General features: G+C 38.9%; 24 protein-coding genes. 10 read left to right on the top strand and 14 right to left on the bottom strand.

Annotated features, from left to right (window positions below; all coding sequences use genetic code 11):
- Positions 1–22 precede the first annotated feature (22 nt).
- The 13 genes from N0B48_RS06460 to gldB all read right to left on the bottom strand — a co-directional run bounded on the left by N0B48_RS06460 (position 23) and on the right by gldB (position 11,438).
- Positions 23–1,444 carry a CCA tRNA nucleotidyltransferase gene (locus N0B48_RS06460; protein ID WP_259837658.1) on the bottom strand — a complete coding sequence of 474 codons (1,422 nt, stop codon included), beginning with the start codon at positions 1,442–1,444 and terminating at the stop codon, positions 23–25.
- 45 nt (positions 1,445–1,489) lie between these two features.
- Positions 1,490–1,834, bottom strand: a complete 345-nt coding sequence (locus tag N0B48_RS06455; RefSeq protein WP_259837656.1) for a nuclear transport factor 2 family protein — start codon at positions 1,832–1,834, stop codon at positions 1,490–1,492.
- A gap of 105 nt (positions 1,835–1,939) precedes the next feature.
- Positions 1,940–2,488, bottom strand: coding sequence for an L-threonylcarbamoyladenylate synthase (locus N0B48_RS06450; protein ID WP_259837654.1), 549 nt, complete (start codon positions 2,486–2,488; stop codon positions 1,940–1,942).
- A gap of 441 nt (positions 2,489–2,929) precedes the next feature.
- On the bottom strand, positions 2,930–3,355 hold the full coding sequence (tnpA, locus tag N0B48_RS06445; RefSeq protein ID WP_259837652.1) for an IS200/IS605 family transposase: 426 nt from the start codon (positions 3,353–3,355) through the stop codon (positions 2,930–2,932).
- Positions 3,356–3,547: 192 nt separating this feature from the next.
- Positions 3,548–4,054 carry a DinB family protein gene (locus N0B48_RS06440; RefSeq protein ID WP_259837650.1) on the bottom strand — a complete coding sequence of 169 codons (507 nt, stop codon included), beginning with the start codon at positions 4,052–4,054 and terminating at the stop codon, positions 3,548–3,550.
- A gap of 91 nt (positions 4,055–4,145) precedes the next feature.
- On the bottom strand, positions 4,146–4,598 hold the full coding sequence (locus tag N0B48_RS06435; RefSeq protein WP_259837648.1) for a GNAT family N-acetyltransferase: 453 nt from the start codon (positions 4,596–4,598) through the stop codon (positions 4,146–4,148).
- Positions 4,599–4,607: 9 nt separating this feature from the next.
- Positions 4,608–5,093, bottom strand: a complete 486-nt coding sequence (locus tag N0B48_RS06430) for a nuclear transport factor 2 family protein (protein ID WP_259837647.1) — start codon at positions 5,091–5,093, stop codon at positions 4,608–4,610.
- A 19-nt stretch (positions 5,094–5,112) separates the two neighbouring features.
- Positions 5,113–6,255 carry a cystathionine gamma-synthase gene (locus tag N0B48_RS06425; protein ID WP_259838675.1) on the bottom strand — a complete coding sequence of 381 codons (1,143 nt, stop codon included), beginning with the start codon at positions 6,253–6,255 and terminating at the stop codon, positions 5,113–5,115.
- A gap of 11 nt (positions 6,256–6,266) precedes the next feature.
- On the bottom strand, positions 6,267–6,827 hold the full coding sequence (locus N0B48_RS06420; protein ID WP_259837645.1) for a hypothetical protein: 561 nt from the start codon (positions 6,825–6,827) through the stop codon (positions 6,267–6,269).
- Positions 6,828–6,855: 28 nt separating this feature from the next.
- Positions 6,856–7,185 (bottom strand): gliding motility protein GldC, encoded by a 330-nt coding sequence (gene gldC / locus N0B48_RS06415; RefSeq protein ID WP_259837643.1) that lies wholly within the window; start codon positions 7,183–7,185, stop codon positions 6,856–6,858.
- A gap of 25 nt (positions 7,186–7,210) precedes the next feature.
- Positions 7,211–9,415 carry a thioredoxin-like domain-containing protein gene (locus N0B48_RS06410; protein WP_259837642.1) on the bottom strand — a complete coding sequence of 735 codons (2,205 nt, stop codon included), beginning with the start codon at positions 9,413–9,415 and terminating at the stop codon, positions 7,211–7,213.
- A gap of 7 nt (positions 9,416–9,422) precedes the next feature.
- Positions 9,423–10,325, bottom strand: coding sequence for an ABC transporter ATP-binding protein (locus N0B48_RS06405; RefSeq protein ID WP_259837640.1), 903 nt, complete (start codon positions 10,323–10,325; stop codon positions 9,423–9,425).
- Between the two features lie 129 nt (positions 10,326–10,454).
- Positions 10,455–11,438, bottom strand: coding sequence for a gliding motility lipoprotein GldB (gene gldB / locus N0B48_RS06400; protein ID WP_259837638.1), 984 nt, complete (start codon positions 11,436–11,438; stop codon positions 10,455–10,457).
- 52 nt (positions 11,439–11,490) lie between these two features.
- Between gldB and N0B48_RS06395 the strand changes: the two genes are divergently transcribed.
- The 10 genes from N0B48_RS06395 (at position 11,491) to N0B48_RS06350 (ending at position 19,602) form a co-directional block, all read left to right on the top strand.
- A complete protein-coding gene (locus tag N0B48_RS06395; protein WP_259837636.1) occupies positions 11,491–12,132 on the top strand; it encodes a leucine-rich repeat domain-containing protein in 642 nt (213 codons plus the stop codon).
- 9 nt (positions 12,133–12,141) lie between these two features.
- The gene (locus N0B48_RS06390; RefSeq protein WP_259837634.1) at positions 12,142–12,669 is read left to right on the top strand and encodes a GNAT family N-acetyltransferase; all 528 of its coding nucleotides are present in this window, start codon (positions 12,142–12,144) and stop codon (positions 12,667–12,669) included.
- 1 nt (position 12,670) lies between these two features.
- Positions 12,671–13,204 carry a GNAT family N-acetyltransferase gene (locus N0B48_RS06385; RefSeq protein WP_259837632.1) on the top strand — a complete coding sequence of 178 codons (534 nt, stop codon included), beginning with the start codon at positions 12,671–12,673 and terminating at the stop codon, positions 13,202–13,204.
- Positions 13,205–13,489: 285 nt separating this feature from the next.
- Positions 13,490–14,284 carry an NAD(+) synthase gene (gene nadE, locus N0B48_RS06380; protein ID WP_259837630.1) on the top strand — a complete coding sequence of 265 codons (795 nt, stop codon included), beginning with the start codon at positions 13,490–13,492 and terminating at the stop codon, positions 14,282–14,284.
- A gap of 40 nt (positions 14,285–14,324) precedes the next feature.
- Positions 14,325–14,840: a ribonuclease domain-containing protein gene (locus tag N0B48_RS06375; RefSeq protein ID WP_259837628.1), complete on the top strand. Its 516-nt coding sequence runs from the start codon at positions 14,325–14,327 to the stop codon at positions 14,838–14,840.
- 66 nt (positions 14,841–14,906) lie between these two features.
- Entirely contained in the window at positions 14,907–15,215 is a 309-nt protein-coding gene (locus N0B48_RS06370; RefSeq protein ID WP_259837626.1) for a GIY-YIG nuclease family protein, read from the top strand.
- Positions 15,216–15,277: 62 nt separating this feature from the next.
- Positions 15,278–15,598, top strand: coding sequence for a barstar family protein (locus tag N0B48_RS06365; protein ID WP_259837625.1), 321 nt, complete (start codon positions 15,278–15,280; stop codon positions 15,596–15,598).
- A 117-nt stretch (positions 15,599–15,715) separates the two neighbouring features.
- Positions 15,716–16,966 carry a phage tail-like protein gene (locus N0B48_RS06360; RefSeq protein ID WP_259837623.1) on the top strand — a complete coding sequence of 417 codons (1,251 nt, stop codon included), beginning with the start codon at positions 15,716–15,718 and terminating at the stop codon, positions 16,964–16,966.
- A 73-nt stretch (positions 16,967–17,039) separates the two neighbouring features.
- Positions 17,040–18,287 carry a phage tail-like protein gene (locus N0B48_RS06355; RefSeq protein WP_259837621.1) on the top strand — a complete coding sequence of 416 codons (1,248 nt, stop codon included), beginning with the start codon at positions 17,040–17,042 and terminating at the stop codon, positions 18,285–18,287.
- 67 nt (positions 18,288–18,354) lie between these two features.
- Positions 18,355–19,602, top strand: a complete 1,248-nt coding sequence (locus tag N0B48_RS06350) for a phage tail-like protein (protein ID WP_259837619.1) — start codon at positions 18,355–18,357, stop codon at positions 19,600–19,602.
- 383 nt (positions 19,603–19,985) lie between these two features.
- On the opposite strand, the gene N0B48_RS06345 is transcribed toward N0B48_RS06350, so the two are convergent.
- Positions 19,986–21,302: a T9SS type A sorting domain-containing protein gene (locus N0B48_RS06345; RefSeq protein ID WP_259837617.1), complete on the bottom strand. Its 1,317-nt coding sequence runs from the start codon at positions 21,300–21,302 to the stop codon at positions 19,986–19,988.
- Positions 21,303–21,442: the final 140 nt, after the last annotated feature.

Genomic DNA, 21,442 nt, shown 5'->3' with positions numbered 1-21,442 from the left:
AAGATTCTTTAAGAAAATATTTTTAACTCATGGTAAGCCCCAGTTTTTCCGCTTCAGCAATCACAAACTTTTCAGCTTCTTCCTTATCATTAAGGATCTCACCTTCCAGAATAGCTTCTTTCACTTTCTCTTTCAGGATTCCGATTTCTTTTCCCGGTTTAAGATTAAACATCTGCATAATCTCTTCTCCGGTGATGGGTGGCTGGAAATTACGCACCTGATCCTTCTCCTCCACTTCCTTGATTTTTACCGCAACATATTCGAAATTCTTCTTGAATCGTTCCTGCTTTTTGGAATTTTTGGTGGTAATATCTGCTTTACAAAGCGTGAAAAGATCTTCCAGGTTTTCACCAGCATCAAACAAAAGCCTTCTCAGTGCGGAATCTGAAGCATCATCCGTGATCAGGGCAATTGGTCGTGAGGAAAGCTTAACCATTTTCTGAACATATTTCATGTCACTTCCCAACGGCTGCTTCAGTCTGTGGAAAAGGGTTTTCACCATTTTTGAGCCTAAAAACTCATGTCCATGGAAAGTCCATCCCGTTCCTTCCACGAATTTTTTGGTTGGCGCTTTACCTACATCATGCAGTAATGCCGACCAACGTAGCCAAAGGTTGTCTGTACTTTCAGAAATATTGTCTACGACCTCCAAAGTATGGTAGAAATTATCTTTGTGAGTCTGTCCTTCTACCTCTTCCACTCCTTTCAGTTCGATCAGCTCGGGAATGATCAGTTTCAGAAGAGCTGTTTTTTCCATTAATCCCAGGCCTACAGATGGTTTCTTAGACATCATGATCTTGTTGAATTCTACCATGATTCTTTCCATAGAAACGATCTTAATCCTCTCTGCTTCCTGTTTGATGGCGTTCAGAGATTTCTCTTCAATGACAAAATTCAAGGTAGATGCAAAACGAACCGCTCTCATCATCCTCAACGGATCATCAGAATAGGTTTGGGCCGGTTCCAAAGGTGTTCTTAAAATACCTTTTTCAAGGTCTTCAACCCCATTGAAAGGGTCTATAAGCTCGCCAAAATTAGCCTTATTTAAAGAAATCGCCATTGCATTGATGGTAAAATCTCTTCTTTTCTGATCATCTTCCAGTGATCCACCTTCTACTTCAGGCTTGCGGCTGTTTTCGGTATAACTTTCTTTTCTGGCGCCTACAAATTCCAGCTCAAGATCTTTATATTTGATCATGGCTGTTCCGTAGGTTTTGAAGACAGAAACTTTTAACTTGGGGTCAATATCTTTTGCTACAGTTTGTGCAAGTTCAATACCGCTCTGTTCCGTCACAAAATCAATATCCGTGGATGCTGTTCTCTTCATCAAAAGATCACGGACATAACCACCGACGATGTATACGGACTGGTTATTTTTTTCCGCAGCATCAGCAATGATCTTGAATAGTTTTAAGTTTTTATTTTGGGTAAGATTAATTTTCATCGTTAATAAATAGATCGTCTTTGTTCTGTCAATGCATCTTTTCCATTAATCATAATGGGCATACATCTTATTAATTTTTCCTTCATCGTCAAAAAACATGACTTCCACAGCATGTTTATCCATTATGGATGTATAAAATAAAGCTACCGAATTCACTCCTGCCGTTGACTTGATCAATTCGAAATGCAGATCCGGGAATTTATCCAGTGCTTTTTTCCAGTAGTCACGGACAGCTGTTTTTCCCTTTAATGTGCTTTCTTTTCCTCCCGTAGCCAACGAAATCATAGGTGTTGTCACCTCAATATCTTCTGCATAATGGGACAGTATATCCTCAAGATCATGAGAATTCCAGGCACGGATCCATTCTTCAGCAAATTTATGGTGGTTCATGGTAGTCTTTTAACAGTTGAAGAATGCAAAGATAGAAATTAAAAAAAAGAAATCCTGCCGATATAGATTGACAAGATTTTAAAATGAAGGAATTATTATAGAATTTTATTCACGAAGAACCTTAATTCTATTGTCACTCCATATCTTAATCACGGAAGATCCTGAATATTTTGAAACTTTCTCTCTATCTTCTTCCACTGCATAATCTACCAGCTTGATCATTTCCGGTGAAATATCCGAAAACTTCAACGGGCTTTTTTCACCACTAAAATTGGCAGAAGTAGAAACCAGAGGTCTGTTTAACTTAGTAATTAACTTTTTGCAGAAATCAGTTTTTATCAGTCTGATTCCTATACTGCCGTCTTCAGCAAGCAGTTCTTTTGGAAGTCCGCGGGGATTTTCATAAACAATGGTAACCGGTTTTTCGCTAAGGTCAATGATTTCCCATGCCATTTCCGGAACATCCACCAAATCCTGAAGCCTCTTTTGAGACTCTACCAGAATGATCATCGATTTGTTTTTTTCCCTTTTTTTGATGTCAAAAATTTTATTGACCGCTTCTATATTGGTAGCATCACATCCTATTCCCCAGATGGTATCTGTAGGGTAAAGAATCGTTCCACCGGACTTGAGTATTTCAACAATATTTTCCATAATTTAAAAGGGCATTAATCCCGTGGATAAAGGTAAAAAAACGGGAAGGTTCGGCCAAAAAATATGGGATAAATGTTTTGTTTGGGTGAGTTTTTTAGGTTTTGGCTAAAGCCTGAATCATTTTGTATCTTTTATTAAATGGGCTAAAGCCCATTCCTATTGAATATATTTGTTTATTATAACCGGAGCACAGAATAATAATATTACATGTTAAATAATGGACATATTCAATAGGTGAACGGGCTAAAGCCCATTCCTATTGAAATAGGTTGGTATTTATTATAAATCCACAGGATCGAATAATAATATTGTAAATTAAAATGATAAACGAAACCATTTTTATTTAGGCGATTATCTATAAAAATGTGCATGGAAATTCAATAGGAACGGGCTTTAGCCCGTTTTACAATAAGAAATTCAGCCAATGGCTTTAGCCAAAACCTATATAAAATTATTTTTCTCGAGAAATTCCTGATATTCATCTGCAAAACTTCTTTTCTGATGGTGTTTCTCCTGATTTTTAATATATTCTCTCACAGCGTCTACTTTCGATTCAGAAACCGAAATGGCGAAATATTCATCCTGCCATGAAAATTTCTCTGGAGTAAGTTGGTTTTTATTAATCCAAAAAGAAGATTCTCCTTTTAGCAGTTGTACTACTTTTTCTACATTTTGACCAGATCCTAACGAAATCAGGCAGTAGCAATGGTCCGAATAACCATTAACCATGTCTAAATAAATTCCTTTCTGAGAAGCATTTTCCTTAATGTGCTTCCACATTTTAACTCTCAGGTCGAATGTATTCAAATAGGGCACTCTGTTTTTTGTGGAAAAAACAAGATGAATATAAATTTTAATAAAAGACATTTGTGTTGTTTTAACCAAAAATAACATTTTTTATTTATGTTTTGGCTAAAGCCAGATTGGACTGATTATCATAAAAAAACGGGCTAAAGCCCGTTCCTATTGAATATTTTCTTTCGTTAAAGCACAGTGAGGATATCTCTATATCCACATCCTAACTCTTTATTCTTTATTCTTGGCTCTATAAACCAAACCCTATTTCACTCCCGGCAAATACCTCTCTTTAATAATGCTTAAATGATGATAATTGTGCCCTACGATCAGTTTCCCGATTGTTTCCACAGCCAGTTTATTACCGTTGGCTATACCTGTATTATTTAACACACCGGGTTCAAGGGTTTCAATGAGGATTTGTGAGGATTTTCTTACAAGTTTATATTCTTCCAGGAGGGATTCTAATGATCTGTTATTTCCATAAGAAGCCGCCGCATATTCTTCTTCATCAAAGCCCGGTAATTGGGCTTTATCTCCTCTTGCAAAGGCCAGAATTCTGTATTGGAATATTCTTTCGGTATCAGACAGGTGGAGTAAAAGTTCTTTCAGGGTCCATTTTCCGTCTGCGTAGGCAAAAAGAGACTGTCCTTCCGTAAGAGCAGCGTATATTTCTACTGTTTTATCTCCCGATATTTTTAATTCTCCGATCCAGTCCTCTGAAGGGATCTGATCCAGATATCTTTGTACGTATTTTTGAAAATCTGACATGCTTGCTTAATTATGAGTAATTAGTAATGAGTAATGGATGATGATTGGTCTATACTATGAATTCACAATTGACCATTCACAATTGACCTTTTCACTTCTCTTTATTCGTCCATTCATAGAAATTCACAGAGTCATAAAGTTCGAATCCGCAGGCGGGATACAACTGGTTTCCCACATCGTTGCTTTTCCCTGTTTCCAGGAGAACTCCGCAGGCATTGGATGATCTACACAGCTCTTTAGCTTCTTCGATCAGTTCTTTGGAATAACCTTTTCCTCTGTGGTTTTCATTGACATATAGGTCATTCAAAAGCCAGTACCGCTGCATTCTTGTGGATGAAAATATCGGATACAACTGGACAAATCCTGTTAGTTTTCCGTCTTCTTCTGCCACAAAAATTTCGGCATCTTTGTTCTCTATTCTTTCTGTGAGAAAATGTTCAGCTGCTGGAATATCTGATTCTTTGTGATAAAAGATTCTGTACTGGTCGAATAATTCCGCCAACTGACTGACATCTTCAAAGGTTGCTTTTCTGGTGCTTTTCATATTGATTGATTATAAATGATGATCGAAGCTTAATACCCTTTTCATCTTCCATTGCTTATCTTCCTGAATCCACAAGATAGTAAATTTCGCCCGGCTTCCCTGATTCCATTTTCCATCTGAAAATTCAAAGAAATCATGTTCTCCTTCTTCTATGAAAGCGTACATAACATTATTATTATTGTATAAAGGATAGACTTTCATGCTGTTGGGCACGAGGTCTCGTCTTACTTTATTACGGCTGCCACAAATATTATTTTTAATGGAAGCTGTAAAAGCAGGCTCACCGGAAGTGATTCCTCCTTTATCATGATAAAACTCCAGGTCTTTGCTGACTATAGATTTATAATGAGAAAGATCACATTTATTAAATCCTATATCAAATATCAAACTGTCCAGCTTTTTGGCTGTTTTATACAGTTCGTCGGTAGTTTTTACCTGTGAGTATACAATCTGACTGACAAAACTTAAGATCAAAAAAAATTGAATCTTTCTCATTATATTTTATTTTAAGGTGTTAAGAAAAAGCTTTCTCAAGATCTGCGATCAGATCTTCGGCATCTTCAATACCCACGCTTAAACGAACTAAGTCGTCTGTAATACCCAGTTCCTCACGTTTATCGGCAGGAATGGAAGCGTGCGTCATCAATGCAGGGTGATTGGCTAAAGATTCTACTCCTCCTAAAGATTCAGCCAGAGTGAACACTCTTACTTTCTCAAGGAATTTTACAGCATCTTCTTTTTTACCGGATTTGAAAGTGAAGGAAACCATTCCTCCCGATTCTTTCATTTGGGTTTTAGCAAGCTCGTACTGAGGGTGAGATTCCAATCCCGGGTAAATTACTTTATCCACTGCAGGATGAGTTTCAAGGTACTTCGCTACGGCAAGTCCGTTGTCTGAGTGACGCTGCATTCTTAATGCTAACGTTTTGATTCCTCTTAAAACAAGATAAGAATCGTGAGGTCCTAAAATACCACCACTCGCAAACTGAATAAAGTGAAGTTTTTCACCCAGTTCAGCATCTTTTGCAATCAATGCTCCGGCAATTACATCTGAATGTCCGCCTAAATATTTTGTAGCCGAGTGCATCACGATATCTGCTCCCAGATCAATTGGTCTCTGGATATATGGTGTTGCAAAAGTATTATCTACCGCAACCAGAATATCTTTTCCTTTTGCCATTTCCACTACCGCTTTGATATCTACCAGTTTCATCAAAGGGTTAGTAGGGGTTTCTACCCAGATCAGTTTTGTTTTGTCCGTGATTACATCAGCAATTTTCGAAACATCATCAAAATTCACGAAAGTAAATTTAAGCTGATATTTTTCGAAAAGTCTTGTAAACATTCTGTAAGTTCCACCGTAAAGGTCATCTACCGCTACTACCTCATCACCCGGATTCAGTAATTTCAAAACACAGTCGATGGCAGCCAGCCCGGAACCGAAAGCAAGACCTCTTGCTCCGTTCTCAATACTTGCCAAAGAGTCTTCCAATGCCTGTCTTGTAGGATTGGCAGCTCTTGAATATTCATATCCGGAATGTACTCCCGGGCTTTTCTGTGCAAATGTAGACGTTAAAAATACAGGAACATTTACAGAACCTGTTGCAGACTCGTGATGCTGCCCTCCGTGAATTACTTTTGTATTAAAATTCATAATATTTTTATTTTTTATAAGCCTCCCATGAAAAAATCAAGGCTCTTTGAAACGTTATCGGATTTTCTTTTCACTTCCAGCTTTCCGTTAAAGGCATACGCCAGAACTTCTATATCTTCGGGAACTTTATCAGGAACAGTTGTGGTAAAAGAAGCCAGATATTCACTGTTTTCATATTGATCCTTACCTGTTTCTTTCAGTTCCACAAATTTTCCGTTGATTTTGAGAATTATTTTTTTCAGGGAATCATCTATATAAGCAATATCCGAGCCGTTTCCTTTACTGAAATCATCCATACTGGGAACAAGCTCCATGATAGATTCACCTTCCATATCGTGGGGATGAAGACTTCCTTTTAACATCGCAGCAGGAATCTCCTTTTCTTTGAATAAAGCGATGTCCATAGCCTCGTTTTCAGAAACTTTCTCCGTTCCGGAAACCTCTTTATTTTCAGAAGCAGGAAGTTTTTCTGCCGTGACAGCAGAATCCTGTATTTTGGTTTCTTTGAGTTCCGTTTTTTTACTGCATGCGGCCAACAATACCGCTGTACTGATGAGTAAAAGTGCTTTTTTCATATAATTTTGTGATTGGTGTGGAGTTTTGCTATATCGACCTGATAGCTGATTTAATAGCGAATTCATCCGCTATCTGCTCCAGCCACTCTGCTACATCCTCTTCTCCGGTAGCTCTCTGATACGTACTTCCTAAAGATACCAAAATCTGGTGAATGAACATCTTCATCTGATCTACCGGCATTTCTTTGGTCCAAAGATCGATTCTTAAAGCTTCCATTGTTTTGTCATCCCAAACAGAGATCATCGTCGCTTTAGTTTCCTCTTTTTCCACACCGCCGTCCTGAGCGTTCCAAGTTATACTTTCAGGAATGTGGTTTTCATCCAACTCTACATCTATTGTAATCTGAGTTTTTCTCATATCAATCTAAAATTTTTCCGCAAAGTTAATACTTCTTAAGCTTATCTAAAATTTCTACGAAATTATCTTCATCAGGAAATGGTGTATTAAAATTAAAAATCTTTCCTTCCGGATCTATAATGATAAACCTTGGAATAGACTGGATCTTGTATTTATTCATAAACTGTTCTGTATTGGTCAGCCAGAACTGCGGAACATTAGATTTTTTGGTCTTCAGATAATTTTGCCATTTGGATTTATCCTGATCCAGGCTTATAGAAATAAACTGAATATTGTCATAATATCGGTACTGATAACTTCTGGTCTCAAATACAGGACGGATTTGCTTACAAGGACCACACCAGGTTGCCCAGAAGTCAATCACCACATATTTTCCTCTATATTTTGAAAGCTGATTTTTTTTGTCCTGATCATTAAGCATCACAAGATCCTGAAATGCAGACCCTTTCTGAGACCTGTTGATCTGATCGATCTTAGAATATAGCATTCCCTTATAATCCTTATCGTTTATGTTTTCAATTTCAGCAGCAAAAAGTTTGTTTCTCGCCAGACTGTCCGTTTGCAATTCAATCGTTTTTGCAAGATGTTTGGCCATCATCTGGTCTCTGGAAATACCCTTAGGCATCTGATTGATTTTTACGAACAGAATACTGTCCGGATTTGAAGCCTGGTCTTTATCTGAAAGTAACTGATCTAATTTATACTGAAGATAGTTGTCATTTTTACTTAAAAGAATTCCCGGTTTCTGAATGTTTTCATTAAGTCCCTTCATAAAAGAGGTCGGAGCAGCGAATTTCGGGTCGTTCCATGAGGTCATTTTTCTATAATTATTGATCTCATTCAGATACTCGATAGCCATCAGCTGTCTTTTGTACTTTTTATACTCCTCTGAAATGGCATTATTTTCGGGATCAGCAAAAACATTTAAAACCCTTTTATTCTCCTTCCAGTCTGATTCCGCCACTTCATAAAACTTCTTCGGATCGTTGTTATAATTTTGTTTTTCAAGCGCATACTCAAATTCATATCCAAAAGAACTTTCTGCGTGTTTATATATCTGATCGGCTTTCCGGTTAGATTTCACATAAGATACCATGTTGGCTCCGTTAAGTTGAATTTCAAAATCAAACCAGTCGCCGCTCCCCATTACGATATCCAATTTTTTGTTTCCGAATTCCAGGACATATTCATCCAGTGGAAAAGCCTTTGTGGTTACCCAATTGAACGTATTGTTTTTAACTGCTGCAGCGCCGATCTTTTTGTGGAAATCTTTGGAATAGATTCGTACAGAATCGATTTTCAGATCCGTTTGTAGTTTTCCTTTGATCACAATCCCGGTTCCGTCGCTTTGATAGGGTTTCGGCTTTTGGAACATATAAAGAAATCCTGCTGCGATGATCAGTGAAGCTGCTGAAAATACAATCTGTTTTTTACTTTTCAGGAATGCATTTTTAAATCCTTTTTTGCTGTACCAAAAGTAACCCACCACAAGGAAAACAACCATCCAGAAGAGACTCATATATTCTGAATATGACATAAAACTATTCAGATTTTTCACTTCAGGAGCATTCCAGAATGTGCAAAGAGAACCGTAAGGATTAAAGAAAAATGACTGCTTTTGCGCCAGTGAAGTAATATTGGAAGCTATTCCCAGCGCACCAATAAGAAACGACCAGATAAATCCCGGAAATACTACGGAAACACAGAGCTGTAAAGCGGCAATTCCTAAAATAGTCACACAGATTCTTGCAAAAGTCTGGATCACCCAAACCGTATCGAAAGTCAAAAGCTTAGCCGGATCCGGATGGATATAATAATCTGCCAGTGCTAAAGCAATATTAAACCCGAAATAAGAAATCACACAGATAAAACTCAGCAACAGCAAAATAATATATTTGGAAAAATAGAGATTAAACCGGCTTACAGGTTGCGTTTCCATCAGCTGCCATCCATTGTTTTTATGATCCGTTTGTGCGATCCTGTTGGCTGCAATAATGACAAACAAAAGCATGATAAAAAAGACAAACGCTTTAAAGCCGTCTCCTTCTCCTATCGCGTCTTCAAAAACGGAATACTTAAGTCTTCCTTCTTTTACGTGGTCTGATCTGAAAAAGCCGGGAACAAATCCTCCCAAAGGAATCAGCGCTCCCAAAATAATGGCAATATAGGTTAATCCCAGCCCTTTTGTTTTTAGCCATTCTACGTTGATGGCAGTTAATAATTTTTTCATCTGTGTTTTAGTTTTTAGTGATTTCCATGAACCAGTCTTCGAGACCTGCACTATTTTTAATTTCGAAAATTTCAGCATCATTCAGCACCAGCTTTTTAATGAGAACAGCAATATTCTCCTTAGATTCAGCAGTAATTTCAATAGTTCCTGCATCAATCATTTTTGGCGAATAGGTTTTTGGAATCTGCTCCATAAATTGTGAGGCATTATTCAGTCCAATCCTGATATGATCGTATCTGTACAGTTCATTCAAATCTTTTATGCTTCCGGTAAAACGAATTTCACCATGAGAAATAATGGCAAGATGTGTGATCATTTTTTCAATTTCCTGAAGAAGGTGGCTCGAAATAAATATGGTTACGCCCTCTTCCCTGTTAAGTTTGATCAGAAGTTCACGTATTTCAAGCATTCCATTCGGATCCAGACCGTTCACAGGTTCGTCAAGGATCAGCAGATCGGGTTTTCCCAGAAGGGTCATTGCTATGGAAAGGCGCTGTTTCATTCCCAGGGAATATCTTTTCATCTTCATATGTTTGCTTTCCCAAAGACCAACAAGGTGAAGCACTCTTTCACATTCGGATTCCGGCAGGTTTCTGAGCCTGGAAATAATCAGAAGGTTTTCCCATCCGGAAAGATGGTCGTAGAAAGCCGCAGTATCTATAAGGCTTCCGATTTTATGAAACCCGTCAGGATAAAGCTCTGCCAGGCTTTGATCAAATATTCTGATGGCGCCCGATTCATCAGGAATACTGCCGATCAGCATTTTCATCGTCGTAGATTTACCAGCCCCGTTAGCTCCTAAAAATCCGAAAATACTTCCCTTTGGAACCGAAAGATTTATATTTTTAAGAACAGGTTTATTCCTGGAAAATTCAAAATTTAAGTTTTGGATCTGAATTATATTTTCCATAATTTGTATTTTGCTTCCAGCAAAATACAAATTAAATAGTAATATGCAATACAAAGTAGTATGTTTTTAAAAATTAACACAAAAAAATAACCTCCAAATTGACTTGAAGGTTATCATTTATTTTAAATGTTACGGCTTTTTAGGCTTGTACACTGCTTCATTAAAGATCTTAGTAGCATCGAGTTTTAAGAATTCCGCCAGTTTGGTTTCCGGTTTTTGCTTGAAATAAGCTTTACAAATCTGCCATCCTGTAAAAATCCCGATCTGAGGGGAAGATTCGTTATCAATTTCCGTATAAAACTTTGAGAACGGTCCGGGAGAAATGAAACGCTCTACCAGTCTCGGATCATCTCCGAAGATCAGGTTGCTTTCCACAAAATAATTCCAGATGTTGGATTCATTCGCTACCGCCCAATCGTACTGTTTTTTAGTGTAATTCATTTTCAGATAATCTGGTGTATCAGGAAGGAAAGCATCCTGCAACATCATGATTTTTCCATTCAGAATCACCTTGTCTATGAATTTCTGATGATCAGGAGATTCTGTCACAATACTTTCCGCGAAGATCTGTGAAACTTTCGGAACCATATTCTGTGGGTTCATCGACTTCTGAAAATACAACTCAAGTCCTTTGTAATTGGCATTGCCATCACCCATAAACCCAGTTATATCTATAAACAGAAGATTTCCTTTTGAATCATAAAAAATAGGATCCTGAACCATCTGCAATGCTGAAGAAAACAGGTAAACTTTAGGACTTTTAAACTGCGGAAAATAATATTTCATATGAGCAAACAGATCCTGAAGTCCTTTCTGAATCTTTGCCTCATCTATTTTTCCCGCGGCTTCCTTATAGATTTTGATCTCTTCTGCATCGGCTCTTCTCTTCCCGAAATCGGCATCAGAAACCGTTCCCTGAAACCATGGAAATTTAGCTTTAAACTGATCAAGAGGAATATTCTGATCATAAAACTCTTTGGAAATATCAGTTACTTCAACTTTTTCTGCGGTATTTTTCACTTCTACTTTCCATATGTTTTCGGGTTCTTTTTTACAGGAATCCAAAGCCAGAACTAAAATGGAAGAAAGGGCAATAATTTTAAAAATCTTCATTATTTTTACATGAAATTTAAGGACACAAAAATAAGGATTAAAAACACAATCGATGATGAAAATTAAAATATTTGCAAGCCTCTGCCTGTTTATTTCAGGATTTTCCACTTTCTGCGCTCAAAAACTTAATTTTAAAGATCAAAACTTTGAAAAAGCCGCGCTGGAAAATTTTGACCTTAATAAAAACAGTTCACTGGAACAGTTGGAAGCGGACATGGTCACCAATCTGTTTCTGGTTCAGAAAGGTATAAAATCAGCTGACGATATCAAGCTTTTTCCCAATGCTAAAATGATCATGCTGGATGACAATACAATTTCCAGTGTATCTATTGCCAGTCTGCCCCACCTCGAACTCTTTTCCTGTACAGGATGCAAGATGTCTTCATTTAAGGGACAAAGTCTCAAAAGCCTGGCGTCACTGTATCTTGACAACAACCTTCTGGAGAATATTTCGCTGAAGGAAACGCCAAGAATTGATCAATTAACATTATCTTTAAATCAATTAAAAACCATTGATATCACCGCGCTCAAAAACCTGAGAAAGCTGAACGTTGAACACAATAAAATTCTTAAGCTTGATATTTCCGGAAACCCGGCCCTGCAAACCCTGAATGTAGGCGGAAATAAAATGAAGGAAACAGATATTAAGATGGGAACAAAGACCGACGTAACGATTTTTGGAACTGAGCCCTAAATTATGACTATGAAAATAGAAACAAAAAGACTGATTTTACGAAAACTGGAAGAAACAGATATTGAAAGAATGTTTCTGCTGGATTCTAACCCGGAAGTGATGAAATACATCGGTGTTCCGGTACTTACAGAAAAAAAACAGGCATTAGAAATGATTCGAAAGATCAGGAAACAATATGATGAAAATGGTACAGGAAGACTGGCTGTGATCGAAAAGGAAACCGGATTACTGATCGGTTGGAGCGGTCTGAAATTACTGACTGAAGAGATCAACGGATACAAAAATGTTCTGGAGCTTGGCTACCGCTATTTACCTGAATCATGGGGAAAAGGTTATGCAATGGAAGCTGCAAGAGCCTCTCTTGACCTGGGATTTATTGATATGAAGGCGGATGTCATCTATGCCTGCGCACATTTTGAAAATAAAGGTTCCAATCATATTTTAACGAAATTAGGCTTTGAAAAAACCGGCGAATTTGAGGAACCAGATGCTATCTGTAACTGGTACGAACTCAAACGCAATAAATATCTTCCATAATATGCTGACGATAAGACCGGAAGAGGAAAAAGACCATAAAAAAGTATTCGAGCTTACGGAAGAAGCTTTCAGAAATATGGAGCAGAGTGACCATCAAGAACATTTTCTTGTGGAGAAATTAAGAAAATCTGCTGCTTTCATTCCTGAACTTTCTCTGGTTGCTGAAACTGAAGATGGTGAAATCGCAGGTCATATTTTATTCACAAAACTTAAAATTGTGAATGGTGACGAAACATTTGACTCACTGGCTCTCGCACCTGTTTCCGTACGTCCTGATTTTCAGAATCAGGGAATTGGAGGACAGCTTATCCTTCGCGGACATTCCATTGCTAAAGAACTGGGCTACAGCTCCGCCATTCTGATCGGGCACGAAAATTATTATCCTAAGTTTGGTTACGAAAAAACCAGTAATTTTGGGATTTCTTTTCCGTTTGAAATTCCTGAGGTGAATGGTATGGCTGTTGAGCTGACGAAAGACGGATTAAAAAATGTAAAAGGGGTAGTAAAATACCCTGAAGAATTTGGAATAGAATAATAGGTGAAAGAACTTTTTAAATTATATTTTGAATACTTTTTATGAACATTAAGAAGTTAAGGTGCTTCTAATGTAACAGGGAAAGATTATTTAAGAATTTGCTGATGGCAAAATAAAGCGGCCGCTTAAAATATCGGAGATATACTTAATCAATCTTTAAAGTTAGGATTCTAAATGCCTTAATGTTTTAAAAAAATAACGTTAAGAATTCTTTCAACATAACGAATTAAGAAGAATATTTTCATGTTGAAAAACAATAAATGTAAACACACTAAAAAATAAACAATGCAGACTCAAAAAGTAACAGATCATATTGTACAGTGGTTAAAAGATTATGCTGTAAAAGCTAAAGTAAACGGATATGTCATCGGAGTTTCCGGAGGTGTAGATTCCGGTGTGGTTTCTACTCTTGCCGCCATGACAGGCCTAAAAACCCTTCTGATTGAAATGCCAATACGCCAGAAACCGGATCAGATCGACCGTGCCTGGGAGCATATGAATGATCTGAAATCTAAGTTTCCTAATGTGGAAGCCATGTCTGTAAACCTTACTCCGGCTTTTGAAGAACTTTATAAAGCATTTGATGTAAAAGATGATCTGTATCCTAATGAGAAGCTGGCTTTTGCCAATACCAGATCGCGTCTGAGAATGCTTACTCTGTATTATTACGGACAGATCAACGGTCTTCTGGTATGTGGAACAGGAAATAAAGTAGAGGATTTCGGAATCGGGTTTTATACAAAATACGGTGATGGCGGTGTAGATGTCTCTCCTATTGCAGACCTTTATAAGACTGAGGTGTATACCCTTGCAAGATCCTTAAATCTGGTTAAAAATATTCAGGAAGCGATTCCTACGGACGGACTTTGGGATGTGGACAGAACGGATGAGCAACAAATCGGAGCTACCTATCCTGAACTGGAAAAAATTCAGAAGGAATACGGAACCAAAACTGCCGATGATTATGAAGGCCGAGACAAAGAAGTCTTTTTAATTTTCGACAGAATGCACAAAGCAGCTCAACATAAAATCAATCCTATCCCGGTTTGTGATATTCCTGAGGAATGGAGAGAAAGCTAATGCTGAGTTGTAAATTATTAATGATAAGCTATAAGTTGATATGAACGGTAAAATAAGATCGGTATTTTTTATTTGTCTGGGACTTCTTTTCGGGATGTCTGTGATGTATATCTACAATAATTTTATTGCAGACAAAAAGGGAAATACAGAGATCACAAAAACAGAAGCTTCCACCAACGGAAACATTTCTAATGATTCTCAAAGTACCAGCGGAAATTCTTCGTCACAGTCCATTGACCAACTGACGAAGGAAAAAACAGTCATTAATTATGTAAAACAGAACCACATGCTTCCGGATTATTATATCACTAAAAATGAGGCAAAAAAGCTCGGCTGGAATCCTTCAAAAGGTAATCTCTGTGATGTACTGCCGGGAAAAGCTATTGGTGGTGATTATTTCAGCAACCGTGAGAAAAGACTTCCGCAAGGTGAAAAATACTTTGAAGCAGATGTAAACTACAGCTGTGGAAACCGGAATGCAGACCGCATTATTTTTACCAAAAACGGCGATGTTTATCTGACTAAAAACCATTATAAGAGTTTTGAAAAGCAGTAGTTAAACACGTCATTGCGAGGAGCGAAGCGACGAAGCAATCTTTAATCATAAATAAACATACAACATATGAAACCAGGCTTTGTTTACATTATGACCAACAAGAACCATACAACTCTTTACACAGGAGTTACTTCAGACCTGCCCAAACGCGTCCAACAGCATAAAGACACCTATTACGAACAAAGTTTCACGTCAAGATACAAGTTACATATTCTGGTGTACTGGGAATCTTTCCAGGAAATCGGAGATGCTATTTTTCGGGAAAAGCAGATCAAGGCAGGCTCAAGACAGAAAAAGCTGGATCTCATCAATTCGTTAAACCCTGAATGGAGGGATCTAACGGATGACATTGAAAATATTATGGATGTTTTTTGAGATTGCTTCGTCGCTGCGCTCCTCGCAATGACCAATATTAAATTAAAAAAAAAAAAAAGAATATGAAGACAATATATATCGATTTTACAAACATAGGCGACTATGAAGATTTTTATGCTCAATTAAAGGAAAAGGTAACTCTTCCTGAATATTTCGGGGATAACCTGGATGCGCTGTCTGACGTTATTACCGGTGAACTGGAAATGCCACTTGACCTAGAATTCGTCAATATGACGGTAGACCAGCTGGAAATCTTTGAAGATCTGCTGACCACTCTGGAAGATGCGGAGGATGAAATGGAAGATTTCAGTTTCACGTATTATCTGGAGCAATACGAAGATGATGAGAATGACGATCAGGACGGGAAGGAAGAAGAAATATAACCCTAGTCTCAACTGAAATAGTTTAACTGAATATTATCCTCTTTTTTAGTGTGTTTTCAAAATAAAAGATCAATATTTGCAGCCCGGCAACCATTAATCTCCTTGTAAAATCAAACTATGAAAAGAGTACAATTTTCTATGATATTCTTATTGGTGAATTTTGCTTTCATCAATGCGCAAGTAGGTATAAACAATCCATCTCCCGCTTCTACACTGGACATCAGTGCGAAGAATCCTACAGGAACTTCCGGCCATACGGATGGATTGTTGATACCCAGGGTAGATAGACAAAGGGCGCAAAGCATGTCTGCTGTTCCCGTATCCACTCTGATTTATATAAACAGCATTGCTACAGGAACACTGGCGGGTACAGCCGCTAATATTGATGCTGTAGGATTTTACTATTTTAACGGAACTGTCTGGACAAAGCTCATCACTTCGCTGAACATGTATAATGCTGACGGAACTTTAACCGGCCCTCGAACCGTCACAACCAACGGCCATCTTTTAAGTCTGGTCAATGGCGGTAACAATGTGAAAATAACCACCACTGCTACCGAAGCAGCACTCTCTGCCAATGGCTCTTCAAGAGGATTTCTCAACCTTGTAGGAGGCTCTTCAAATATTGATTTTTATGTAGAAACTACGGGTATCGCCCAGTTCAATTCTTCCGGAAATTCGACCAAACTCAGTATAGGTTCCACCAACGCCACTCCTTTAGGCTTAAAAACAAACAGCATCGAAAGACTTACCGTTTTAAGCAATGGAAATGTAGGGATAGGAACAACAGCACCCAATACCCCACTGGAAATATCTTCGGGTACAGCCAATGTTTCAGGTACAAGATTGACGAATCTCAATGCTGCATCTCCCATCAGTACAGGGCAAACCTTAGGAGTAGATGATTTTGGAAATGTTATAACAGTGGCCAATCCTACTGCTGCCAGCGTCACAACCGCATCGGTCAACAGTACCACAGGAGCCAGTTTCAACGTGAATGATACAACAGTCACGATGGTACCGGGAACCTCGCAGCCTATCACCATTCCTACAGGTGGAAAGGCTTTATTCATCAATTTTATGCTGGGGATTGATTATGGAAGCAATCCTGCAGGAAGTGGCTCATCCTATTATGAAGCAAGATTGTACATAGACGGAGTTGCTACGGACTGCTATATGCGTACTCAGGAATATGGTCCGGGCGGATTCAGTGCCCAGTTCAGCTTTAATACGGTGAAATTTCTTGCAGCCGGAAATCATACAATAGATGTAAGAATGACAAGAACCTTTAATAACGGGGTGGCCTCTGGGGCTAATATGCTTTGTGTCCCGATTTCCCTGTCATTTAATGCTACTTATTTGAATTAATTTAAATAATATCAGCACCAACAATACAGTTTCTTACTGTAAAAAATGAATGATCATCTTAAAAATCCCCTACATGAACAGCATACAATTTTCTATCATACTCTCTATTTTCAGTTCTTCAATCCTCTTTTCACAAATAGGCATCAATAACAATACTCCCCTCACCACATTAGACATTACAGCTAAAAACGCTACAGGAACATCCACCCATGCAGATGGGATTTTGATACCGAGAGTAGACAGACAAAGAGCGCAAAGCATGAACAGCGTTCCGGTTGCCACCATGATTTATTTGGACAACATTGCTACAGGAACTCAAGCGGGTACTGCTGCCAATATAGATACAACGGGATACTACTATTATAACGGAACTTCATGGATCAAATTAAATCCTATGAACAATATATACACCTCAGACGGCCCATTAAGTGGAATGAGAAGTGTAACAACCAATGGAAATACCATTAATTTTGTAAACGGAACCAGCAATGTAGGAATCATCACTACTTCAACAGAAGGGAAATTTTCCGCTACCGGCTCAACAAGAGGCACTCTGATTTTATCCTCCGGCACCAGTCTGGTGGATACCCATGTAGACGAAGCCAGCGAAGCACAAATAAGCAGTTCGGGAAATTCCACAAAATTAAGTATCGGAACTAATAATGCAACGCCTCTTGCCCTTAAAACAAACGGCACAGATCAACTGACTCTTCTCAGCAACGGAACTATGGGCATCGGAACGACAGCTCCTTCCGCAGCATTTGAACTGGCATCAGGAACCACCAATACATCCGGATTAAGACTGACCAATCTTACTTCTTCCTCCCCCATAAGCACAGGCCAGGCGCTGGGCGTGGATGCCACTGGAAATGTAGTAACCGTTGCCAATCCCAGCCCTACGAATGTAAGTACTTCTTCGGTCAACAGTACGGCGGCTTCAGATTTTAATGTTAACGACCTTGCTGAGACTATTGTATCCGGAACATCGCAAACCATAACTGTCCCGACGGGTGGAAAAGCTTTATTTATCAATTTCATGCTGGGGGTAGATTACGTCAATACCCCGGCTGGTAGCGGAACCGCTTATTACGAAGCAAGATTATACATAGACGGAGTGGCTACAGACTGCTACATGCGTACTCAGGAAGTGGGGATAAGTACCAATGCGTCTTTCACCATCAGTACGATTAAGTTTCTTGATGCAGGAAACCATACGATTGATGTGAGAATGCAGAGAACATTCAATAATGGTACGACGTCCGGAGCGAATATGATCTGTACCCCGATGTCGATGTCATTTAATGCTTCCTATTTAAATTAAGATGAAGCTCAATAAGATACAGCCTTGTAAGCATCGTAAAAATTAATCATTATCTTAAACTTACTTCATGACAAGATTTCAACTTTCCATTATATTTTTATTAGCAGCCATTTCACATGCCATCGCACAAACGGGATTTAACAATGATACCCCATTGTCAACATTGGATATCACAGCAAAGAATCCAACCGGCACCACTACTAATGTTGACGGATTACTAGTTCCAAGAGTAGACCGACAACGGGCACAAAGCATGGATTTGGTTCCCATTTCAACATTGATTTATGTAAACAGTATCGCTACGGGAACATTAGCTGGAACTGCCGCCAATATAGATGCTACTGGCTATTATTATTTTAATGGAACAGCCTGGACAAAAGCAGGAGCACCTGTGAATATTTATAATTCAGACGGAGCATTGGCAGAACAACGAACCATAACCACCAATGGAAATCCTTTGCTTTTTTTAAACGAAGCTACCCTCGTGGGACTTGTCACGAGCGGAGGTTTGGGAGCAGTTGCCACAACCGCCACTGAAAGAGGAGCGGTAACCTTAAGAGGCGGAACAGCTAACCTTGATATGTATACAGACGATGCCAGTGAGACACAGATTAATTCGTACGGAAGCTCAACCCGATTCAGCTTAGGGACTAATAATGCAGGATCCCTTGCTTTAAAAGCCAACGGAACAGAAAAAATCACCATCCTGAGTAACGGAAATGTCGGAGTAGGTACTGCCACTCCCAATACAAAACTTGAAATAGCTTCAGGTACCGCTAATGTTTCGGGGATAAAATTCACCAACCTGACTTCTGCATCGCCCATCGGAACAGGACAGTCTATAGGTGTGGATGCCACAGGAAATATTATTACCGTAGCCAATCCTACTGCGGCAAATATCAGCACCGCTACCGTTAACAGTACTACCGGTGCCGATTATAATGTCAATGACCTTACAGCAACTGTAGTGACGGGAACGCCTCAATCTGTTACCATTCCTGCAGGTGGTAAAGCCTTATTCATTAATTTCATGCTTGGAATCGATTATCTGGGCAGCCCTGCCGGAAGTGGACAGGCGACTTATGAAGCCAGGCTCTATATTGACGGTGTTGCGACAGACTGCTATCTCCGTACCCAGGAATCTTCAGCCGGAACCAATACCCAATTTACCATCAATACAGTAAAATTTCTTACGGAAGGAAATCACACGTTGGATGTAAGAATGATCAGAGCAGTCAATAACGGAACAACCTCCGGTGTTAACATGCCCTGTAGACCTATCTCCATGTCTTTCAATGCTTCTTATATCAACTAAGTTTGAGTTTGAGAGTCGGGTTTGAGAGTAAGTGTGTTTGAGGGTTTTAGAGTTTCAAACTGGTTGTCAGTTGCTGGTCACTAGTTCGTAGTGATTAAGTTAATAAGATTATTGTCTGATATCTGATGTCTGACATCTAGCATCTTTGTTCTTGTTTCTTGTTTCTTGTTTCTTGTTTCTTGTTTCTTGAATCTATCATTCACCATTCACTTGCAAAGCAAAATTCACCATTCACATTTCCCTAAATCTCAACCTTAGTCTAAAAGTCTCGTGTCTCATGTCTCATGTCTGAAATCTGGCATCTGAAATCATACACAAAACCCGCAGGAAATTCCTGCGAGTTCTTTTTGGTCAAGCCTTTTTAAGTACGTCTAATTTTTACTTTACTGTTTGATCAATTTAAAACTTTGTGAAGTCTCCCCTTTCACGAAAATCTGCAGAATATAATTTCCTTTTAACAAGGAAGAAACATCTATTCTGCTTTCCACAGCATTGTCTGTTCTTACTTTTTGGCCGACCATATTGTATATTTCCACTTTCTCAATCTTTGAGATTCCTTTGAAATAAAGAACATCTTTTACAGGATTTGGATAAATGGCTATGTTGCTGTTATGTTTTGTGCTTTCATCCGTAGAAAGCTGTACTTTCGAAAGATCGAGATAAAATGCAACGATCTGATTGGATGCATTGGTTCCTATGCCTGCAATTCTTTTTCCGTCTCCTGAAATGGCGAGAGGAAGTGACATATTCACGCCCTGGATATTGATTCCCATATTGACTGCATAATCATTCAGGTTTACCCGACCGCCTGCAGCAGTCCATATAAAGCCTTCTCCGGACATTGGAGGTGCTGCGAAAGGTCTGAAAAATCCGACTACTTTTTTACCGTCGGCAGAGATTCCGGTGGCTCCTCCTCTGAAGAAGGCTGAGGAATTTGGATGAGTAATATATGTAAGGCCGCTTACGCTGTTCCACACGTATGGATTGGGCATAGCAGATCCTATGATTGTCGTTCCGTCTGCAGAAACATCTCCTGCTTCGCCTACATATTCGCCGTTACTGTCTGTGATAAAACTTTCTACTCCATTGACCCATTTGGCCCCGCTTCTGGTCCCGTTATCCTGATCCTGCCATCCGACAATTACGGATCCGTCGGAATTGATGGCATTCGCTCTTGAACTTCTGTTTGGTACGGTACTTCCAAGATCTGTCACCCCGGTGGCAGCATTCCATTTTACGGCATGTGCGCTTCCAGCGGTTATCCATCCCAGTCCTACGATGGTATTTCCGTCTGAAGTCATTCCCCAGGTAGAACTTACATGGCCATCCCAGCCTGTAGGAACCAGACCTCCGTGATTGCTCCAGGAAGTTGAAGCTGTGTCATAAGTGGATATCTCATTAAATCCCGTTCCGGAATTGGTGGTAGACGACGCTATTTTATTACCATCTCCGGTGATCAGTGTTCTTCCTGCAGCAGGATATCCGTTGGAAACTGAACCGATCTGCACCAGACCATTCATCTCATCCCATTTAAAAATCTGCCCGGCACTGGTGTGCATGCTTACAATTCCGCCATCAGAAATACCGCCTACGGTATAATTTCCAACCGCCATGACAGTCAGCTGGGCATGAGCCGATGAAAACCCAAACAGAAAGCAAGCATATACAGCTTTCATTGAAATTTTGTAAATCTTTTTCATAATTATTTAAGTTTAATATTTTGAATTGGCAGAAACAATATTAATATTATATTTGCCCTTTCAAAAGAGTTTGGCTTACATAATTCGTGAAATTTAAAAGAATAAAAAATATAAATCGTTAAAATACAACCCTATAACAA

The sequence above is a fragment of the Chryseobacterium herbae genome, from assembly GCF_025154075.1.
GTDB classification, from domain to species: Bacteria; Bacteroidota; Bacteroidia; order Flavobacteriales; family Weeksellaceae; genus Chryseobacterium; species Chryseobacterium herbae.
The sequence above is the reverse complement of the archived record's forward strand: the minus strand, read 5'-3'. Positions and strand labels throughout refer to the sequence as shown.